This is a genomic window from Bifidobacterium sp. ESL0769 (assembly GCF_029395495.1).
In the GTDB taxonomy this organism is placed as follows: Bacteria; Actinomycetota; Actinomycetes; order Actinomycetales; family Bifidobacteriaceae; genus Bifidobacterium.
This window is the reverse complement of sequence record NZ_CP113918.1, coordinates 182,275-202,719: the sequence shown is the minus strand read 5'-3', so window position 1 is coordinate 202,719 and position 20,445 is coordinate 182,275. Positions and strand designations below refer to the sequence as shown.

Here is a 20,445-nt window from a genome sequence, read left to right as displayed (position 1 = left end):
TACAAAGGAATATTTATGACTTTCACCGCGATGAACTGGAATCTTGACGGCGCAGACGCCGATACAAGCCGCGATGCCTTCAACACCATGACCACGCAACTCTGGACGCCCGAACAGGTTTCACTGGCGGATGACGCCCAAGACATTCATAGGCTCAGCTGCTCCGAACGGACTGCACTGAGCCGGATTTTCGCAGGACTTTCCGTTGTCGAATCCTTGCAGGCCAGCAACGCGACCAAAGCTTTGAGCAGCGATGCCGAGCGGGATAATGCCGGAATCAGTCAGGCGGTTTTGACTGCCATCGCATTCGCCGAGTCGATGCACACGAAAGCCTATTCGGCGCTGATCGCTGCACTCGGTTCCGACGAAGCAAACGACACGCGCAATGCCGACACCAACCTGTCTGCAAATTCAACGGATTCAAATACTTCCGCCAATATCGACAAGGCCAATGAATCAGCACAATCACCATTTGCCTGGGCACAGCAGAACGAATCGATGCAGGAAAAACTGCGGCTGCTCAACGACGTGTACGCTGCTGTTTTCAATGTCTCGGGTATCACCGTCTCTGACGCGGCCAATCAATCAGGCCAGAACGCAGATACGTCTACAAATTTGTCAAGTATCACTTCACCGACCGAAATCGCCGCCTCAAACGCTTCTAATTCTGATTCCGAGACAAGCAGCTTTCCCGACCTCGGTGCGCTGAAGCGGCTCGTGGCGGCGGTGCTTGCACAAGCACTGCTAGTGGAATCCGGTTTCTACCTGCCGATGTGGCTTTCCAGCCGCGGAACGATGACGAAATCCGCCGATATCATTCGCCTGATCAATCGCGATATCGTCACTTCCAGCTCGTACCTCGGTTCCGTCTACCAGCAAAAGCTCGAACAGCTCGACGACGAAACCCGCGAAACCATGCGCCAGTATGTCTACGACCTTGCCAACAACCTCTATTTCGCCGAAGAGGATTACAACTATACGCTGCCTTACGCCAACCTCGGCCTTGACGATGACATCGAAAAGTTCCTGAGCTACAACGCCAACAAAGCCCTCTCATACTTGGGATACCCGGCCCTGTTCCCCACCGAGATCAGCCAGCCGAACCCGGCCGTCATCGACGAGCTCAACGATATGGAATCGCTGGCGTCGGCTCTCAAACCCGCCAGCCTGTTCGGCGGCTCCGGCATCAATTTCACCTCAGCCAATTCCGCGAGCGCAACCGCCGGAACTTCGGCATCCTCGCCCGCAACTTCAACCGGCGCGACCGCCGCCAACAAGGCCGAGGAAACCAGCGACGACGACTGGGATTTCTGATTGGCTGAAATAGACGCATCAAAACGTCAAATCCGGTTAAGTCGGTTAGTCGTTCACTCCATCAGCCAATCGACGGCATTGACAATCTCGATGCCGTCAACAGCTCCAAGCCCAACGGTGTCATACGTTAGGACCATTCGCCTCAAACCTTCGTTGGCGGCTTGAGGCATAAGCTGCTGCAGCGGAGCCAACTCTCGCTGACGGGTCTTTTCATCCAGCATGGTGGCGGTGACCTGAATCGCCAGTTTCGTCTCGCCTTTCGTTGCGATGAAATCGACCTCGATAGTGCCGATTTTGCCGACACGGACATGGAAGCCCCTGGTCCTCAACTCGTTATAGACCAAGTTTTCCAGCGCGAAGCCGAAATCTCCAGCCGGAAAATCCAATAGCATATTGCGAATGCCCAGATCAGCGGGATAATATTTATCGCCACCTTGCAGATAGGCCCCACCCTTCAAATCGTAGCGTTGAGCCCGCGAGAACAAAAACGCATCCACCAGACCCTGCACGTAACGCTCGACTGTGCCACCAGCCGTCTTACGATGGGCACTGGCCAGCCGATGCTCGATGTTCGTGATGGCCACGCTCGAACCGGTGGTATCGGCAAGAAAACGCGCGACGTCGCCGAACACTGCCATATTCCGGATCTGAACATGTTGCGCGACGTCCTTGACCACCACGGTGTTGTATATCCCCGAAAGCATCGTTTCGGCCAGCTGCCGGTCATCGCCTTGATCCACAACTGGCGGCAATCCCCCAAATCGCAGATAACGTTCGAGTCCAAGCCGGCGGTCGGAAAGACCGGCATAATCCATGAACTCCTTGAATGAAAGCGGATAAACATTGATCTCCTCATAACGCCCGGAAAGTAGCGTAGCCAGTTGTGAGGAAAGCAGGTAGGCATTCGATCCGGTCAGGTAAATATCCACGTCGGCATCCACACGCAGCGCGTTGATGGCACGTTCCCAATGCTCCACCAGCTGCACTTCGTCGAGCAGCACATAGTAATGGCCAGATTCATTCATGCGTTTATGCAACCACACCGTCAAGCTGCGATAATCAGTCACGTCGAAAAACTCGGAGGACTCGAAATTCGCCATCACGATATGGTTTCGCGGGGTCCCTTTTTCCTGCAAGTATCTTGCGAGCAGGATAAGCAGACTCGATTTCCCGCAGCGGCGCATGCCGGAGACGACCTTGATGGCACCATTATCAAGAAATTTGACCAAAGTAGCGAGATAATCCGGGCGCGGTTTCAGCTCCAACGATGCACTGTCAAGCAGAGCAGCCTTGCCGACTTTGCTCCCCAATACTTCGGTATCGTTGTCCTTGATATTTTTATCTCGCATCATCACAACGCCAACTTTTCTACTTATACTATGAAAAGTATATCAAATAATCAAACTTTTCATAGTATAACTGGAAAAGTTATAAACACAGCGAACTTTTCTCCGCATAAAGACAATGCTTACCCTCATCGGAACACCTTGGGGCTTCCTTTCCTCGAAACCTTCTCTAATCTGGGTTATCATCGAATAAAGGAAATTTATAGGTACGGAACCACTTTCGGAAAGGTTGAACCATGGCTGATCGACTTGACATTTCGAATCTGCGCGAAACCAACCAGATCGAGGCCAAACTCGCGAAACACGGGCTTCCGCATAGCATTTGGGAGACCTATTCCTCCTTCGCCAACAGCGAGGGCGGGAAAATCCTGCTGGGCGTCGCCGAAGACAAAGCAACCCGCAAACTGTCCGTCTCCGGCGTGGCCGACACCGAAAAACTCATCAGGGACTTCTGGAACACCCTCAACGACCGAACGAAAGTCAACATCAATATTCTCACCGACGAGGACATAAGCGTCCAGTCCGAAGACGGCAAGGATATCATCGTCATCAACGTTCCTGCAGCCCGGCGTGAGAACAAGCCCGTTTATCTCGGCCCCAATCCGCTCACCGGCGCCTACCGCCGTAACGCCGACGGCGACTACCATTGCACGGCCGACGAAAGCCGGGCCATGCTGCGCGACAGCAGCCTCACGCCTCTCGACCGTAAAATCGTCGACGAAGTGGGCCTCGAGGCCATCAGTAAAGACACACTCGATACCTACCGCAAGAACCTTGCGTTCCGCCGACCCGATCACCCGTGGAACAACCTTCCGGACAAGGATTTCCTCCTAAAACTCAACGCCGTGGATTTCGCGAAGGACGCCACATTGCACCCAACCCGCGCCGGCCTGCTGATGTTCTGCGACAATCAGGCGATTACGCGGGAATTCCCTGACTATTTCCTCGACTATCACGAAAAACTCGGACAGAACCGATGGGACGACCGCATCATTTCGACCGAGGGGACATGGAGCGGCAACCTGTACGACTTCTGGCTGAAGGTCACCACAAAACTCATCGCCACCATTCCACATCCCTTCCGGCTCGCCCCGAACATGCAACGAATCGATGAAGGCCCGATGGACAAGGCTGTGCGCGAGGCCCTGACCAACACCCTCGTCCACGCGGATTACTACGGACGGCGCGGAACTGTTGTTATACGCAAGCTCGACTGCCTCGAATTCACCAACCCCGGCGGGCTCAGACTCACCAAAGACGAAGTATTGCAAGGCGGCATATCCGACTCGCGTAATCCCACACTGCTTGCCATGTTCAACCTCGTAGGTGGAGGCGAACGCATGGGCAGCGGCTTCGATGTCATGCGCCAGGGCGCAGCCGACATCGGCGCCGAAGAGCCCACCCTCACCACGACCCAGTCGTTCCCGAACCGCACGACGTTAAACGTGCCGATAAAGAACGTTAAAAAAAGGACAACAAGTAGCCAGACACCGACCAAGCCGCCAACGCATTCAACGTTTTCGGATGGCGAAAACCGTGTACTCTCGCTACTAACAAAATCAAAACAGCCAATGAAAACAAGCGAAATCGCGCAGAAGCTCGGCATAAGCGTTTCATGGGCTAGTAAACAGTTGAAGTCCCTTAACGCAAAAGGTATGGTCAACCGCGATGGCACCACACGGGGTACACACTATACCGTTCGTAAGTAAGTAACTAAGCTAGCCACTGAGTACGAGGCCCGCCATTTTTATTTGGCGGGCCTCGTACTATCTCGTACTATCTCGTACTATCTCGTACTATCTCGTACTATCTCGTACTATCTCGTACTATCTCGTACTATCTCGTACTATCTCGTACTATCTCGTACTATCTCGTACTATCTCGTACTATCTCGTACTATCTCGTACTATCTCGTACTATCTCGTACTATCTCGTACTATCTCGTACTATCTCGTACTATCTCGTACTATCTCGTACTATCTCGTACTATCTCGTACTATCTCGTACTATCTCGTACTATCTCGCGTATTTTCCCGCGTATTCGCGTACATTCACGTAAACTTTTTGCGTTATCTCGCGTTATCTCGCGTTATCTCGTACAATTCTGCCGGACTAATCATCCTTGACAAAACGAACCTTCACGCGCGACCGGACCACTTCGGGTTGATGCTCATCGTTTGGAAACGCTGCTGCATCACGGCGTTGTTGAAATGCTCGCCGAAGAAACGGGCAACGGGGGAAGTCTGCGGCAAGCCGGCAATGCGGCCGTACCAGCAATCGAACGCCATCAGTGTGACCGCAATGTCGATGAGCATGAACACCAGCGCGACGGCGGTCAGCGCGTAACGCCACTTCCACGGGATGAGATTGATGAATTTCAGCAGACGCGGCAACAGCTCACGCAACCAAATCAGGCCTGCCAACCCCCAGAAAACCATGTATTTGCCACAAGTCTTCCCGCCGAAAAGCGGCAGCCAGTCGTTCGAATAATTCCACGCTATGATGCCAAACGCAATCTGCATAAACCATGCCACGAACGCTTCAAAGCAACCACCGATAATCGCGCTGGCGAAGAAAATCAGGATGGCGTTGGCGTGCCAAAGCCGGTTCAGGCACATCGTCAGCACCACAACGCCGAAGCCATAAATCGGCGAGAACGGGCCCCAAATCAGCCCTGCGCGGTCCTGCCACTCGTTGAAGAATATAAGGTGATAGATTTCCTCGACAATCAGCCCGCCGACGCAACCGACCACAAAAAGCCAGAACACGTTGAAAACGTTGAGCTCGACGTAGCCTTTACCGCTCGGATCGCGGCCGAGCATCCCGGCGCCTTTGGCCTCGATGTATTCGTCGTGCTCGTCCATCCGCTTGAGTTTGCGCTGCACTGCACGTTCGCCGATCAGCGCCGGGTCGAGCGCAATGGCGAGCGCCACGAGAATCGCAATCTGAATCAGGGAGAGCCCGACGCCAAGCCCGAGCCCCTGCAATGCCAACGAAAGCATGCCCTGAGCCACGGTCACCGCCATCAGTACGTACGCCCATCGCGCCGCATGCTTGCGCATGTCACGCAACAACGTGACGCCGAAAACAATCAATGTCGCGGCGTTGACGAACGAAACAACCGTCTGCGCACAAGTAAGCAAAAATGTCAGGTCAAGAAGATCGGGGCGAAGCCGGCCGGTCAAAAAATTGTGGATGCCGTCGAGAATCGCGTAACCGACATACGGCACGCCGACGAGTCCCACGAACAGGACCAGAACGCCGTAAATGCGGCCGATGATAGTGAGATGCCGAGAGGCATGATTCGCAAGATTACGGGAAGCATCACCAACGTCTTGCGCGGCCCGGGCGGCTGAATGTGCCACTGCGTCAGCGGCTGAGCTCGCGGCCTTACCGAGCGCGTTCGCCGACGATTTTGCAGAGCCGAGTGAAGCCTCGCCAAGCTTTTCATCCAGCGATTTCGAATTTTCGTCATTAAGACCATGAGGAGCAGTCTCCATAACCCACTCCCCTTCATCCAGCATCTTCAGCAATCTTTTTAAGGGTACCAAGCGCGATGGCTGGGTTCAAATCCTGAGTCAAAGAAGTTGTATAAATTCATCAATCTATTATCGTTTGTCTTATAAAGCCGATACGTTGGCATTGGGGATATTTCATATATCACACCGAAGATGGCGTGACGTCATCGCGCATAAGAAAACATGCGATCATTGGAATTGCAAACTACGCGAATAAACGAAAATCAAAAATCAAAATTAGACACCTGCATATGATTAACCGACTATCCGAATAACCGATTACCAGGAACTATCAAATGAAGACACGAAACGTAATAGCCACTGCGGCCACTTCCCTGGCCACTCTCGCCCTTGCCATAGTGCCACAAACCGCAATGGCCGGCGAGCATCAGCCATCATCCGAGAGCACCGAGCAGACACCAACCGCTCAAGCCTACTGCGATGCCAGCAAACGCTCGTTTGGCACCGATGCTTACTGGCAATTGAGTTCGGATTGCTCACAACTGCATCTTGGCAGCAGATATGATCGTATCGGCACCTTGCCCAACACCCGCCCGTGGTATTCCGTGAGGTATTCGATCAAGTCGGTGACGGTGGATACGCCGCTCAAGGCCCACGTCGACTCCTCCCAGATGTTTTATGACATGCCGTATCTGACCAGCATCGATTTAACGGGCTTGGACACCAGCGACGCTACCAACATGAGGTATATGTTCTACAAGAACCCCTCGCTCGGCAGCATAACCTTTGGCGATAAATTCGACACCAGCAATGTGACCGATATGAGCTATATGTTTACGTCGGATTCTACGCTTCAAAACCTTGATTTAGGGCAAAAATTCGACACGACAAACGTCACGAACATGAATCATATGTTCGGTGGAATGAAAAGTTTGAAGTCCATCAACATGGGTTCCTCGTTCTCGACAGCCAATGTCTTCACCATGGCTTCGATGTTCCAAGGCGACTCCTCGCTGACGCGTCTCGACCTTTCCGGCTTTGATACCGCCAAAATCAGCGGCGACGACAGGATCGACAATATGTTCGATGGATGCACGAGCCTGCGCTTTGTCCGTGTCGGCGCAAACGCGACTTTCAGAAATGCCGCCAACACGCCTTCCGCAAGTTGGAAGAGTCAGGACGGTAATTGGACAGGCGATCCAGCGCTTGGATTCGGGCAGGATTCGCCGAGTACCACTTGGTACGGAAGACCAGAGGTTTCGGTAGGTTTCAACGCTAACGGTGCGCAAGGCGCTGCTCCAGCGACCATGACACGCGACGCCTGGCCAGACGCGCCAGCCGAATTCGAGATGCCTGGTCAAGGTGAGATGAGTAAGAAGGACCACACGTTGGCCGGTTGGGCGCACACCGACGACGCTGCGGAACCCCATTATCAAACCGGTTCCGTTCTCACTTTGGACAATGACGACGACGCCGACAATGACATCACGATGCACGCGATCTGGCAGCGCAGCAATCTCGGAGACGGAACAGAACCCGGCGAAGGCAGCGAAGGCGAAACAGAACCGGGCGAAGGTGAAGAAAGCGACGCCGACGCCGGCGAGACCGACACGGAAGAAGGCGAAATCGAGCCAGAAGACGAGGAAACGGAACCAATCGTCGCCGGACCCGTGTTACCTGGCACCCCCGGCCACCCGTCCCTGACCAAACCGGAACACGTTCCATCGCTCGCAGCTTTCGGGCAAGACTCAGAAAATGCCGCTTCCGCAGAGCTGGAGGCAGTCAACGGACAGCACGACGAACTTGCGCGCACCGGTTCATCGGCCCTGAACCTCGCCATCGCCGCCGTCACCATGGCACTCACCGCTCTGTCCATAATCTTGCGCCGGTTCTCGCCCGGCTGTAAAACAATGTAAATAAAATCATCCCAATCGAATACTCGCCCACCACACGGCGGGAATAGAGTCATCACAGCTCCATTCCCGTCGTTTCCATGTTTTTTGCCTCGCAGGCCGAGGAGACGTCACCCAGCCCAGCAAAACCAGCAAATATATTCGCTTTGAACAGAAGATTTAGGGTTTCAAATAGGGTGATACAACGGGGATAATAGTAAATACAAGCGGGAACCGACAGGTTGAGTCGACTGTTTCCATTGCATCCGACAATTCAGTCACTTGAAGGAGCTCCATGAGCAATGTGATGGCTATCGTGCGACGTGATATCGTGCGGCTGCTGAGCGTACCGGCGGCGTGGGTCGTCCTCTTCGGTCTCGTCTTCATCCCGCCGCTTTACGCGTGGTTCAATATTGCAGGTTTCTGGAATCCGTATGGCAACACCAACGGCATCGAAGTGATCGTCGTCAACAATGACCGCGGCACCGATGCGAAACCCATCGGCAAGATGAATATGGGCGACCAAATCGTGCGCCAGCTCAAGGGCAACAGCCAACTGGGCTGGAAATTCGCCGACCAGCACGAGGCCATGCAGCGCGTGGAATCGGGGGAAAGTTACGCTGCCATTATCATCCCGAAGAATTTCAGCGACCGCGTGACCGGGGTCATCGAGGGGCACAGCACACGTCCGACGCTGGAATATTACGTCAACGAAAAGGCGAACGCACTGGCAAGCCGCATAACCGATACCGGCGCTTCCACCGTCGACAGCCAGGTCAACGAGACGTTCGTTTCCACGGTGAGCAAGGTCGTTTCCGGCGTCGTCAACAAAACCGATACCGACATCAACGCCAAAGCCGATACCGCCACGGCCGACACCCTCGCCGACCTTAACAAAGCACAACAATCCGTCGCCGACATCCGCAACGACATCACCGATCTCACCGCGACTCTCAACGGCATTCCCGACAAGACCAAAGAGGCTCGGAGCACGCTCGATAAAACGCAAAAGGCCGGAGCACAGACATCAAAACAGCTCGGCAACGCCTCATCCGCGATTACGAACACGCAAAACACCCTCAACGACTTCACCAACAGCGCCGGCAGCAGCCTCGACCAAAGTTCGAACCTGCTTTCTCAAGCCAGTTCTCAATCGAACGTCGCCATCAATTCCATCGCAGCAGGACTCACGAAAGCCAACGGCGACGTGGGATCGGCGCTTTCCTCGGCCCAGCAGATCAATACCGACACCGGAAGCCTTATCAGCCGCTTGGAAGCAGCGGGGGTGCCCGGCAGTTCCAGCGCCATCGCCGATCTCAAAGCGCAGAACCAGCGTCTCGGGGATTCGATTACGGCCTTGAACGACCTTAATTCCAGCAAGAACCTCGGTTCGACGGTCTCCAGCACCGTTTCTGCGGCCAACGGCATCAACACTTCCACGCAATCGGCTTTGAGCAACGCCGCAAACGCACGGAAATCCATCACCTCCGGAGCGTTGCCACAGCTTAACAACGGTCTGAACGGCCTTTCGACGGTCGCCGCAACATCTTCAGCCAACGTCGCTTCGCAAGGCTCCTTGATTACGCAATCCACGCTCGTGCTGGACCAGCTCGACCAAGCCGCTGCCGCTGCGGCCAAAGCGCTCGTCGGCACCGACAAAGGCTTGGCGAACCTGCAAGGCCATCTATCGACGCTTACCACCGACATCGCCGCACTTTCCAGCTCGTCAGCGCTCGGCAGCTCGGGTATTTTGGCAAAATCCGTAGGCAACGACGGCAAGCTGGACGCCGCCAAAATCGCTGATTTCATGCTCTCACCCACCGTCCTCGACACGAAAGTGGTCTATCCGGTGAGCACGTACGGTTCCGGCATGGCACCGTTGTTCACGAACCTGACGCTGTGGGTCGGCGCGTTCATGCTGGTCGTCTTGATGAAGCTGGAAGTCGACGACGACGGACTGGAGAACGAACCGACACCAGGTCAGCGCTACTGGGGACGCTGGATTCTCTTCGCTATGATCGCCTCAATACAGGCCGTAGTCACCGTACTCGGTGAGCTCATCATCGGCGTGCAATGTCACAACGTACCGATTTTCATCATTACCGCAATGCTTGCTTCGATGGTTTACGTCAGCATCACCTACGCACTTTCGGCCTCGTTCCTGCACGTCGGCAAGGCGCTGTGCGTGGCGCTGGTCATCATTCAGATTCCGGGTTCGTCTGGTATGTACCCCATCGAAATGATGCCGAAATTCTTCCGCGACCTGTATCCCTACTTCCCGTTCACCTACTCCATCAACGCGTTGCGTGAAACCATCGCGGGCTTCTATCACGCCGAATGGTTCGTCAACATGGGTCGTTTGATGATTTTCGCGATTTTGTTCTTTATTTTGGGGCTTGTGGTCAAGCCGCACATGGGCAACCTGCAGCAGCTAGTCGACCGCCAGCTCAAGGCCAGCGACATCATCACCAGCGAACCTGCGTTGCACAAAACCCACGAATACCCGATTTCGCAAGCCTTGAGCATGTTGGCCGATAAAGAGGAATACCGCGCCGGCATCGAGGAACGCGCCCGGAAATTCGCTTTGCTGTACCCGAAACTGATGCGCGGTGCGCTGGCTTTCGGCATCGCCATTCCGGCTGCCATGGCCATCACCTTCTCGCTGACCACCGGCACCAAGGTCATCGCGCTGGCGGCATGGGTCATCTGGTTCCTGGTCACCATCGTTTTCCTGGTCGGTGTCGAGTCGATTCGTGACAGTCTTGCCCGGCAGGTACGCCTCGGCAATCTCGAGGACGATGCCGTGCGCACGCTGCTATACGAACGTCAGCGGCCACGCAAGAAAGCAAAAATCAAGACACCATTATCTGGAAATAACATGGAAGGAGGCGACCAGCGATGAGGACTATATGGAAACTGTTCACCGGTGACGTACGACGTATCACCAGTAATATCATCTCAATCATCATCCTCATGGGCTTGGTCGTCATTCCTGCGCTGTTCACCTGGTTCAACGTCACCGCGAGCTGGGACCCGTTCGGCAACACGAAAAACCTCAAATTCGCCGTAGCGAGCGTCGATGAAGGCTATTCGAGCGACCTCATGCCGGTGAAAGTGAAGCTCGGCGACCAAGTCATCGGCCAGCTGCGCGCCAACAGCCAGCTCGACTGGACCTTCACCACTAAAGACAAGGCCATCGAGGGGACCAAAGCCGGCACTTACTACGCGGCTGTCATCATCCCCAAGGATTTCAGCCGCAACATGATGACCTTCTTCTCCTCCGACGCCAAGCACGCCACGCTCGAGTACTATACCAACGAAAAGAAGAATGCCGTCGCCCCGAAGGTCACCGGCCAAGGCGCGGACCAGATCTCCAAAGAAGTCAATGAGATGTTCGCGAAGACCATCACGAGCACTGCCCTGAGCGTGGCGAACGGCCTTTCCAAACAGCTCGATTCCTCCAATGCCCGCGACCGCCTGACCACCTTCAACGGCAATATCAATGATTTGGCCAGTCAGCTCAACGATTCCGCGACGAACGTTGAAGCCTACGCCAGTCTCATCGACATCTCCCAAACCTTGCTTTCCAGCTCGTCGGCGTTGCTCAACAACGCTTCCAACGATACCGGCAAATCATTGAAACAGCTCAACAAAGCGGGAGGTAGCGTCAAGGACGTTTCGGGCGCACTCAACACCGCGACTTCCACGCTTTCTCAGGCACTGAACGCCAGCTCGGCCAGCAACGGGGCCATCGGCACGGATATCGGCAACGCTTTCGACAGCGCCGGCAAATCCTCCGCCGACGTTTCGGCGACAATCCGCAAACAGGCGGGGCTTATCGGCGATCAAGCGGCACAATATCAGAAAATCCGGGATACACTGGCAGGATTGCCTGCAACACCAACCGACACGCTTGCCACTCTCGACAATATCATCGCCCAACAGAAGGCTCTGCAAACCGCTTTGAACACTTCGGCCAACGACCTTGATGCGAAAACCGGCAATGCAACGCAGCAACGCGAGCAAATCGTCAGCCTCGCCAATCAATCAAAAACGACCATCGACGGGCTCAGCACCAATCTTTCGGCGACGTTGAAACCGCAGATTGCAAGCATCACTTCATCGCTTTCGTCCGTTTCCGGAAGCCTCAGCACCGGGACCACCGACCTCAACAACAGCGTGACATCGCTCAACGCCACCGCCAACCAAGTCAACAACAAACTCAAGCAGGCACACACGACGCTCAACGACACGTCGTCCACGCTTTCCGACGCCAGTGGCAAGCTGACCACCTTCAGCCAGCAACTGACCGAGGCACTCAACAGCGGTGACATGGCCAAGGTCAAAAAGCTGCTTTCCGGCGACCCCGACAAACTCGCTGCCACTCTCGCTGCGCCGGTCGCGCTTAAACGCAACGCTGTCTTCCCCGTCGAAAATTTCGGCACCTCGCTGACCCCGTTCTACACATTCATTCCGCTTTGGGTCGGCTCACTTTTGATTGCACTGACCATCAAAACCGACGTTTCACGTGAAACACGGCGTAAGCTTGGCGAGGCTAGTTCCGGCTCAGGCTGGAGTTGGCTACGCAAGCTTCGCCGCCAAAAGAGCAACAAACTTGCAGGCAACGGCAAACTCACTGGCACCGTTACCGCCTCAATGAATCACATAGGCACAGAACCGTATCGTACAGCCGACACCGCAGCACTTGCCACCACCGGCAATAACGATTTACCCGACCAAGCCTCGACGACAAACACAGATGACTTAAGAGAAGCAGACACGCTGGTTCTCGACAATCCAATAAATACCGATAACGAAGCCACGCAACGTATCGATACCGCCAGTGCGAGCGTTAAAGACGTTAAAGACAAAACTTCAGCAGCCTCCACCTCACCAAACGATGAATCCGTCTCGATTGACGATGCCGGTCGTCTTTTCGACGAGCCAAAACCTTACCAGCTCTTCCTCGGCCGTTTCGGCATCTTCGCCTTCATCTCGCTGCTGCAAAGCACCTTCTCCTGCGCCGGCACGCTGCTTTTCCTGCGCGTCCACGCGGTCCATCCGATGCTGTTCATGCTCGCCGGCTGGGTTTCCGGTTTGGTCTACGCGTTCGTGATTTACACGCTCGTGACCTGCTTCGGCACCATCGGCAAGGCACTGACGGTTATCGTTCTGGTGATGCAGATTTCCGGTTCTTCCGGCACCTACCCACTGCAGGTACTGCCGAAATTCGTCCAGGTCATCAACCCGTTCCTGCCGGCCACCCACTCCATCCAAGCCGCCCGCGCCGCCATCGCCGGCATCTACCAGAACGATTTCTGGATTCAGATGGGCATTGTCCTCATCTATGCTGCGGTCATGCTCGTCATCGGCCTCATCATGCCCAAGCCCTCGAAATTCAACACCTGGTTCTCCGGCCAAATGGAACGCACCAAGCTGATCTAGGAGTAAATTCGCTGGTAAAGGTTCATGTAAGCACGTCCAAGTGATGACATGAAAAAGCACGTGAATCATAAAAAGCACACGAATCGCGATTATCCGAAATCAATAGTTGCGATTCGTGTGCTTTTAGCATTAACTGTTTCTGCCGGTTATCCTTGGACTTTGGCGGCTTTCGTCGGGTTGGCGAACGAAATCGGAGTATCGCCTTGCTGGGCGCCCTCGACCTGGGCACCGGTGGAGGCAGGTTTGCCGCCCATCGCCTCGTAGGCCTCCCGGGCCTTGTCATCGTTCCACTGCTCGCCGACCAAGACGCCGTGGTTGAGCATGATCTCGCGCTGTGCGCACGAGGCGACCAGCGCATCGTGCGTCACCACGATGATGGTGGTTCCTTGCTCGTGCAGCTCGCGGAAGAGGTCGAGCACGATCTTCTCGTTCTTCTCGTCCAGATTGCCTGTGGGCTCGTCGGCCAAAATGAGCTTGGGATGGTTGATGAGCGCGCGAGCGATGCACACACGTTGCTGCTCGCCGCCGGAAAGCTCGCTCGGCAAGTGCTTTGCACGGTCTTTCAGCCCGACGTGATCGAGCGCCTCAAGCGCCTCCTTCTCATCGACCACGGAATGGTAGTACTGCGCCACCATCACGTTTTCGACAGCGGTGAGATGCGGCACCAAATAGAACTTCTGGAAGACCAAGCCGATAACGTTCTTGCGTACATCGGCCAGCTGAGTCGCATTCAAATCGTTGAGCTCACGGCCTTCAAGCGTCACCGAGCCCTTGGATGGCGAATCCATGCAGCCGATAATATTCATCAGCGTGGTTTTGCCGGAGCCGGATGAGCCGACGACCGCGAGCCACTGCCCCGCCGGCACGGTGAGACTGAGGTCGTCCACCGCGTGAAGGTCGCCGTAGATCTTCGAAATATGATCAAGTTCGAGCAGCATAGCCACTCCTTTCACTCATTACTAAAATTTGTTTCGCGATGCAGGTAAACGGACTCTGCCGCTCCTCAACATTCCGTTTACCGGCACCCATATCAGTGTTCATATCTGACTTGTTCGTTCCAGCGCTCATATTCTCTCATTCCTCCTGCAACACAACTGCCGGATCGATTCGCACCGCGTTGCGCACCGGCGGCAGCGATGCAAGCACCGCGACCAGCATGCTGACCAGCACAGAGGCGAGCGCCAACGGCCAGTTGAGGGAGAGTTTCTGCCCGAAAACGGAAGCGCTGAGCGCATAAGCAAGCACATAGCCGATAGCCGTACCGAGCAATCCACCAATCAGCCCATAAAGTGCCGCTTCAACGGTGAATTCCACAGCGATGTTTCGTGAAGAGGCACCAAGCGCCTTGCGCAAGCCGATTTCATTGCGACGCTGGGAGACGATGGACGAAATCGTAGTTCCCACGCCGACGAGCGTCAGCACGAGCACAACAACCGTGACGATCCAGAAGAGCGTTTGCAGCATCGTGATGATGCGAACGTTGGACGAGGTAATTTTCGTGACCTTCTGCGCCTTGGCGTTCAGCGAGGCCTTCTTGTTGACGCTGCTGACGAGACTGTTCAGACCCGCATCGGATGCGTCGACGGAGAATTCAACAACATCCGCACCGCGTTCGAAACCGGTAAGTTTGTCGACGTCGAGGTTGTTGGCGTAAACCATATCGTCCTCGCTGCCGCCGGTATCGACGATGCCGTCCACTCGGAATTCCATCCCGCCCGCGTTGGGAGCGGTAGGCTTCCACTCGGCCAGCTGAACGGAACCGGAATGAGTGTCCGCGTTCCCCCCAGTCGTTCCTGTCAAGCCGTATCCTGCTGACTCAACGGCAACGGAGTAATTCCGCGCCTGTTCGGAACTAGTAGTTTCCAGCGATTTCCATTCCGCAAGATTGACGGAACCGGGGTCAGAAGCAGACATCTTCATGCCTGGCATATCCCCCATACCGTGAGTGCCCATATGAGACATATCCATATCAGGCATATCCGGCGTTTTGGCCTCCGACGAGATACCGTCCAACGCCTTGCCAAGCTTATCCTTCACCGTCGCGTCAGCCATGCCTTGCTGAATATTATCGGCATGCGACGAATCGGACATCTTCATGCCTTTCATATTCGACATGTCATGACCCGAAGAATTGCCCTCAGTTGAGCTCGAAGAGCTAGAACCCGAACCACTAGTGTTGCTTCCACTACTGGTACCGCCATTCCCAGAGCCGCTCGAACCTGAGCTTTCACTTCCCGCACCGGAGCTGCTGGAAGCACCAGTCCCGTCAGTCGCCGCTGCCACGCTTTTACCGGGGCTGTATTTGATGGTGATAACCGAGCCGATTTTGGCGTCGAGCTTCGTCGCCGCGTCGCGTCCAAGCATCACCCCGCCGCTCGACGGCCACTTGCCCTCGACGCTCCAGTGATGATTCAGCGCTTTCACATCGTGCGGATCGATACCCGCCACAACGAACGGCAGCGAATTGATGCGCGTGTTCTCGTACCGATAGGCGGCAGAACGCTCGGAACCGACATTTTTGACGGTCGAGTTCAGCGCTGCGACGGTTTTCTGGTCAAACCCGGAATCCGCAACATTCGTGGTTTTGGAACTGTCAACGGCTTTCCCACCGACAGTCCGCTGCGTCGGAGCGACAATGAGATTGGCGCCATAAGCCCGCATCTCCTCGTTCATCTGCTGCGGCACCGCCACGCAGATGGCGGCCAGGCAGAACAGCGTTGCCGCGCCTACCAACGAGGCGACCACGGCCATCATCGCCCGCGAGCGCCGACGGAAGACCGCACTGAACAGCATACGGAAGAACATCTGTCGATTTGTCATTGAATGTTTACCTTCCATGCAGCACCTCCGCCGGACGCAGGTGCAGAATCGAACGAATCGAGGAGAACGAAGCAATCAGAATGGTCACGGCCAGCAACACGAACACCAGCACGAACACCATCGGTCGCATCACTACCCCCGAACCGAAAACGACATGTCCGATGACCTGCGCGAGCAGCGAGCCCAACCCCGCGCCGACCAATCCGCCGATGAGTGAAATCACCGCCGTTTCGGTAAGCATCAGCCTTGAAACCGCACCATCCGTGGCACCGATGGCCTTGAGCAGCGCCAGTTCCGAACCACGTTCGCCTATGGAAGACGCCATCAAATTGGCCACGGCGATGGCCGCCGCAATCAAACTCAGCGCAGTCATCAGTATCATCACAGCCTGTGTCTTGTGCAGCACGTCGCCCTGCAGCGCCGCCACCTGCCGCACCTGCTTGGCCACAGCCCCCGGCATAACTTCTTCAATCTGATAGGCTATCGAAGACGGATAAGCCGTGCAGTACCAGGTCTCCCACTCCTCCTGACTCAGCGCCGCCGGGTCCTTTTCGGCCTTACGAGCCAAATCATTTTCTGGGGTCGTGAGCGCCTTGACCTCGATTTTGTCGATGGAATCCGGCAAATCGGCAAGTCGTTGCGCCGACCACGAAGGAATATAGAGACCGTTGGCATCGTTGTCACCAGAATCGAAAATCCCGACAATCCGCACACGCTGGCTGCGGTGCTGCCCGTCGGCCGTCGCTTTGGAAATCGTCACAGTTTGTCCGACTTTGGTATGGGTAGCGTTTGCCAAGTCCTTGCCCATCATGCCCTGAACCGCACCATCAGCACTCTGAGAATTCGGTTTGTCCATATCATTCTGAGCATTCTTGGAATCGGCGTTGGCAGTTTGCTTCCCGCCGTTACCACCCATGTCCATATTCATGCTCATGTCCATGGCGCTTCCCGATTGCCCATTCATTTGACCGCTATCGGTTTTGTTGCCGTCAGCCGTCGCCACGACCTTGCCTGTTCCCGAAGCTCCGGCTCCGTCTTTGGCCCAAGTTCCGTCGACCTTCCACCACGAACGCATGCCCTTGACTCCGGCCACCACACTCTCACCTGTCGCCAGCGGCACTTTCTTGTTGAACCACGTTCCCGTCACCGGCACATTGCGTCCGTCGATCGTGGCGTTCACATTGAGTTCCGGCGCAAAATCGGTGATGTTGAACGCCCAGAACGTCGTTTTGATGCTGGGCACATCTGATTCCTTGAGGAACGAGGTCGGGTCCGCGGTTTCGGCGCCGTTGCCCGCGTCGGCAGTATTGTACAAATCCGACACCACCGCATCGGCCTTGGGCTTGACGACGATATTCGAGCCATAAGTGGACAGCTCGGCGTTGAGTTTGTCGCCAACATCGAAGACAACGCCAAGCATCGCCACGCAGATTGTGGCCGACAGACACACTGTCACCGCGATCAGCAATCGCCGCTTGAGCTGCCGCGAAAACGAGCGGAACACCATTCGTAATAGGAACATTGTTAGCCTCTATTCCTTATTCCTTGAAGTGGCTCGACAGTACGTCGAGGTCGGAGGCGTGGATGGTGATCTTGCCGTGCGAGGCCTCGTAGGGGAACGGTATCGGGTTGCACCCGCCCTTGAAGCCGATGGTCGCCACGTTCATCTCCACACCACAGCGTTTGCAAATAATCTTGCCGTCCTTTTCGTAGTAGCCGGCATCTCCGCATGTCATACACGCGTCAAGTCCGACGCCATAGGAGCCGCCATTCTTCTTGATAATGATGAAGCGCATCACCGTGCCATCTTTGGCCTTGTACTGGAAGCGGTGCAGATGGCCGTCATCCACCTTGTTGAAGGCGATGGTCGCGATGCCGTTATGCTGTGAATACCCTTCCGGCGGCGAAAGCGTCGGCTGCTCATGCACCTTGGCAACGCCCGCGGTCAATGCAAACGTCACCACAATCATGGCAATCAAGCTCCAAGCACCAGTCGCTTTCGCACGCCTCCGGAACGCTTTGCGCTCGCGGACCACGGCGTCGTTCGGCCCGGTGAGCGGCTTGCGGAAGCCGGCCACAATCGAGGCAATAACAGGAATAATAAAAACCAGTACCGAGGCGATGACCATTTTCATATCGTTGTTCGCCGCGAGAATCAGCACGTTAAATGCGGTGCCATCGAATTCGACAAACATCATCGACATCAGCAGCGAGCACAACTGCGTCAGATGTCGAGCCAGCAAGATCAGCAGCATCAGCATCGAAGCTGCCAAGAAACTGCCACGCACTGCGGTCGTGCGCATGGTACGGAAAATCGCCGCTACCACGACGGCCGTGGCGATGCCAAGCGCAAAGCCGAGCGCACGCAGCAGCATCTTGGACGTAAACGGAGATTCGCCGGTCTCCACAAAACTGGTCAGCCGCATGAACACATCCTGCGAGGCGAAGAACGTAGTCAAGGCAATGCCGATCGCCGAAATCGCGTTGGCCACATGCAGCCGAATCGAATGCTCATGCCAGTCGCGCACGAGCCCCTTCGAACAGGCCATAATCGCGAGTATCAACACATCGCAGACCACGCACCCAATGAGCACCGGCAGGTTGACGCCGGAACGCCGATCGACAATGACCAGCACGCGCAGCACCGTAAAAATCAACGCCGCAGCGATGCCGACAATCAACCCGTAAAGCCGCCATTGCCGGCTGATTGGTCTATCGCGCCCTTCGCCAACCCTGAGCAGTACGCTCAGTATCATCACCAACAGCGCCGGCGCCACCATCCCCGGCAGCGCCCCCACAAATTCCTCAAGCATCCGCACTCCCTACTTAACTGACAATTCCTCATGACGCTGTGGTCTGTGGGGCATACTTGCTTCGACACCCTCCAGGCCGGTAGGCCAAGCTTTATGTCTCAGCAAGCATGCCCCACAGACCACAGCTCAACCAATAACTCACTGACCGAAAGTGCCGAAACAATCGAAACAACAAAAATAAAAGGAAAAATCGAATCACGTCCAGCCAAGCATCACGCAAGTTCGAAAACTTCCTAACCAAGCGAAAACTATTTTTATCCGCTCCAGTCGCTTTGCATCATGGTGAATGCTTCTCTCGAAGCGAGTCATATCCGTTGAGTGGTGGAGGAGGGAATATGTTTGCTGAGGAGTAAAGCTCGGCCTACCGGCCTGGAGGGTTCCGAAGCAAATATATTCCCTCCTCCACCACGTCAGTCACGTTCTCGTTTAACGTTTTTCACCACTGATGCACGACGTAATTCCAGTCGAACGTGGCCACAATCGGCTTGGTCCAGAAGCGGCCCTTAACGCCAGTATCCGGGTCGACGTGCAGCGTCCAGCCATTGGTTTCGGGGCTGTAGATGGTGTAGGTGAGCTTGTACTGACCGGCCTTGTCAAGCTTGATGTTGGCACCGTAGTGCGGGCCATCGTCGGCGTTCATCTCCATGAACGTGCCATCCTGCTTGTTGTTCGGGTCGTTCTTGTCCTGGATCTGATACTTGACGGTGAGCTTCGGGATGAAGTCGCCGGTGCCGTAGCCGAGGTTGTTGTCCTTGAGCGCGTGGATGTCGGCCTCGAGGTGGAGATTCGATTCGGCCGCGGAAAGACCCATTCCCTGCGGATACATGTCGACCGGCTGGAAGTAGACGGTCGCGATGTTGAGCGGGAAGATCTGCTGGTCGTGCCCGATCGGAATCTCCTCGAACTTGGCGCCATTGCTGTTGGCCTTTTTATCCGACTTCTGCGAGGACGACGAGCTGGACTTGCCCTTGTCGCCGGAAGCGGAACCCGAGTCGTTCGATCCGCACGCTGCGAGTGAAAATGCGAGCGCCCCTGCGACCACGGCGGCCAGCAGGCCGGTCAGTTTGTTCTTCTTCATTGTTTTCTCCTGTTTATTTTGGAATATTTATCATTACGTTTCATTTGATTTCAAGCCCCAGTAAACGGCGGTGGTAACTATAACCATCCTGGTGTCAACAACTTTGAACCGAGCTCGAAATAGATTCAGCAGAGACTTGAACCATAGACATCAAGCGAAACCAAAAGTCCTGCAATGTGGAACCAAAAGTCCTGCAATGTGGACTTCATGTACAATCCGCTTATCACCTTGCCGAAGAATACGTTTCCCGAATCGCTG

Annotated in this window: 12 protein-coding genes; 5 read left to right on the top strand and 7 right to left on the bottom strand. The window is 55.3% G+C overall.

What is annotated here, in order from left to right:
• The first annotated feature begins 15 nt into the window (after window positions 1–15).
• A complete protein-coding gene (locus OZX72_RS00695; protein WP_277158557.1) occupies window positions 16–1,314 on the top strand; it encodes a ribonucleotide-diphosphate reductase subunit beta in 1,299 nt (432 codons plus the stop codon).
• Between the two features lie 53 nt (window positions 1,315–1,367).
• On the opposite strand, the gene OZX72_RS00690 is transcribed toward OZX72_RS00695, so the two are convergent.
• Window positions 1,368–2,666, bottom strand: coding sequence for an ATP-binding protein (locus OZX72_RS00690; RefSeq protein WP_277158556.1), 1,299 nt, complete (start codon window positions 2,664–2,666; stop codon window positions 1,368–1,370).
• A 230-nt stretch (window positions 2,667–2,896) separates the two neighbouring features.
• Here OZX72_RS00690 and OZX72_RS00685 point away from each other — a divergent pair, with 230 nt between their 5' ends.
• Complete coding sequence (locus OZX72_RS00685; RefSeq protein ID WP_277158555.1) at window positions 2,897–4,369, top strand: RNA-binding domain-containing protein; 1,473 nt, start codon at window positions 2,897–2,899, stop codon at window positions 4,367–4,369.
• A 429-nt stretch (window positions 4,370–4,798) separates the two neighbouring features.
• Here OZX72_RS00685 and OZX72_RS00680 read toward each other — a convergent pair whose 3' ends face one another.
• Window positions 4,799–6,184, bottom strand: coding sequence for a putative ABC transporter permease (locus OZX72_RS00680; protein WP_277158554.1), 1,386 nt, complete (start codon window positions 6,182–6,184; stop codon window positions 4,799–4,801).
• A gap of 290 nt (window positions 6,185–6,474) precedes the next feature.
• Here OZX72_RS00680 and OZX72_RS00675 point away from each other — a divergent pair, with 290 nt between their 5' ends.
• The 3 genes from OZX72_RS00675 (at window position 6,475) to OZX72_RS00665 (ending at window position 13,476) form a co-directional block, all read left to right on the top strand.
• Window positions 6,475–8,055: a BspA family leucine-rich repeat surface protein gene (locus tag OZX72_RS00675; protein WP_277158553.1), complete on the top strand. Its 1,581-nt coding sequence runs from the start codon at window positions 6,475–6,477 to the stop codon at window positions 8,053–8,055.
• Window positions 8,056–8,326: 271 nt separating this feature from the next.
• Entirely contained in the window at window positions 8,327–10,933 is a 2,607-nt protein-coding gene (locus tag OZX72_RS00670) for a YhgE/Pip domain-containing protein (RefSeq protein WP_277158552.1), read from the top strand.
• Window positions 10,930–13,476: a YhgE/Pip domain-containing protein gene (locus OZX72_RS00665; protein ID WP_277158551.1), complete on the top strand. Its 2,547-nt coding sequence runs from the start codon at window positions 10,930–10,932 to the stop codon at window positions 13,474–13,476. The genes OZX72_RS00670 and OZX72_RS00665 overlap by 4 nt, the downstream gene beginning before the upstream one ends.
• A 146-nt stretch (window positions 13,477–13,622) precedes the next feature.
• Here OZX72_RS00665 and OZX72_RS00660 read toward each other — a convergent pair whose 3' ends face one another.
• The 5 genes from OZX72_RS00660 to OZX72_RS00640 form a co-directional block, all read right to left on the bottom strand.
• Window positions 13,623–14,414 (bottom strand): ABC transporter ATP-binding protein, encoded by a 792-nt coding sequence (locus OZX72_RS00660; RefSeq protein ID WP_277158550.1) that lies wholly within the window; start codon window positions 14,412–14,414, stop codon window positions 13,623–13,625.
• A 136-nt stretch (window positions 14,415–14,550) separates the two neighbouring features.
• Complete coding sequence (locus OZX72_RS00655; protein ID WP_277158549.1) at window positions 14,551–16,296, bottom strand: FtsX-like permease family protein; 1,746 nt, start codon at window positions 16,294–16,296, stop codon at window positions 14,551–14,553.
• Window positions 16,297–16,303: 7 nt separating this feature from the next.
• Window positions 16,304–17,818: an FtsX-like permease family protein gene (locus OZX72_RS00650; protein WP_277158548.1), complete on the bottom strand. Its 1,515-nt coding sequence runs from the start codon at window positions 17,816–17,818 to the stop codon at window positions 16,304–16,306.
• Between the two features lie 16 nt (window positions 17,819–17,834).
• Window positions 17,835–19,109 (bottom strand): Fe-S-containing protein, encoded by a 1,275-nt coding sequence (locus OZX72_RS00645; RefSeq protein ID WP_277158547.1) that lies wholly within the window; start codon window positions 19,107–19,109, stop codon window positions 17,835–17,837.
• A 436-nt stretch (window positions 19,110–19,545) separates the two neighbouring features.
• Entirely contained in the window at window positions 19,546–20,187 is a 642-nt protein-coding gene (locus OZX72_RS00640) for an iron transporter (RefSeq protein ID WP_277158546.1), read from the bottom strand.
• Window positions 20,188–20,445 lie beyond the last annotated feature (258 nt).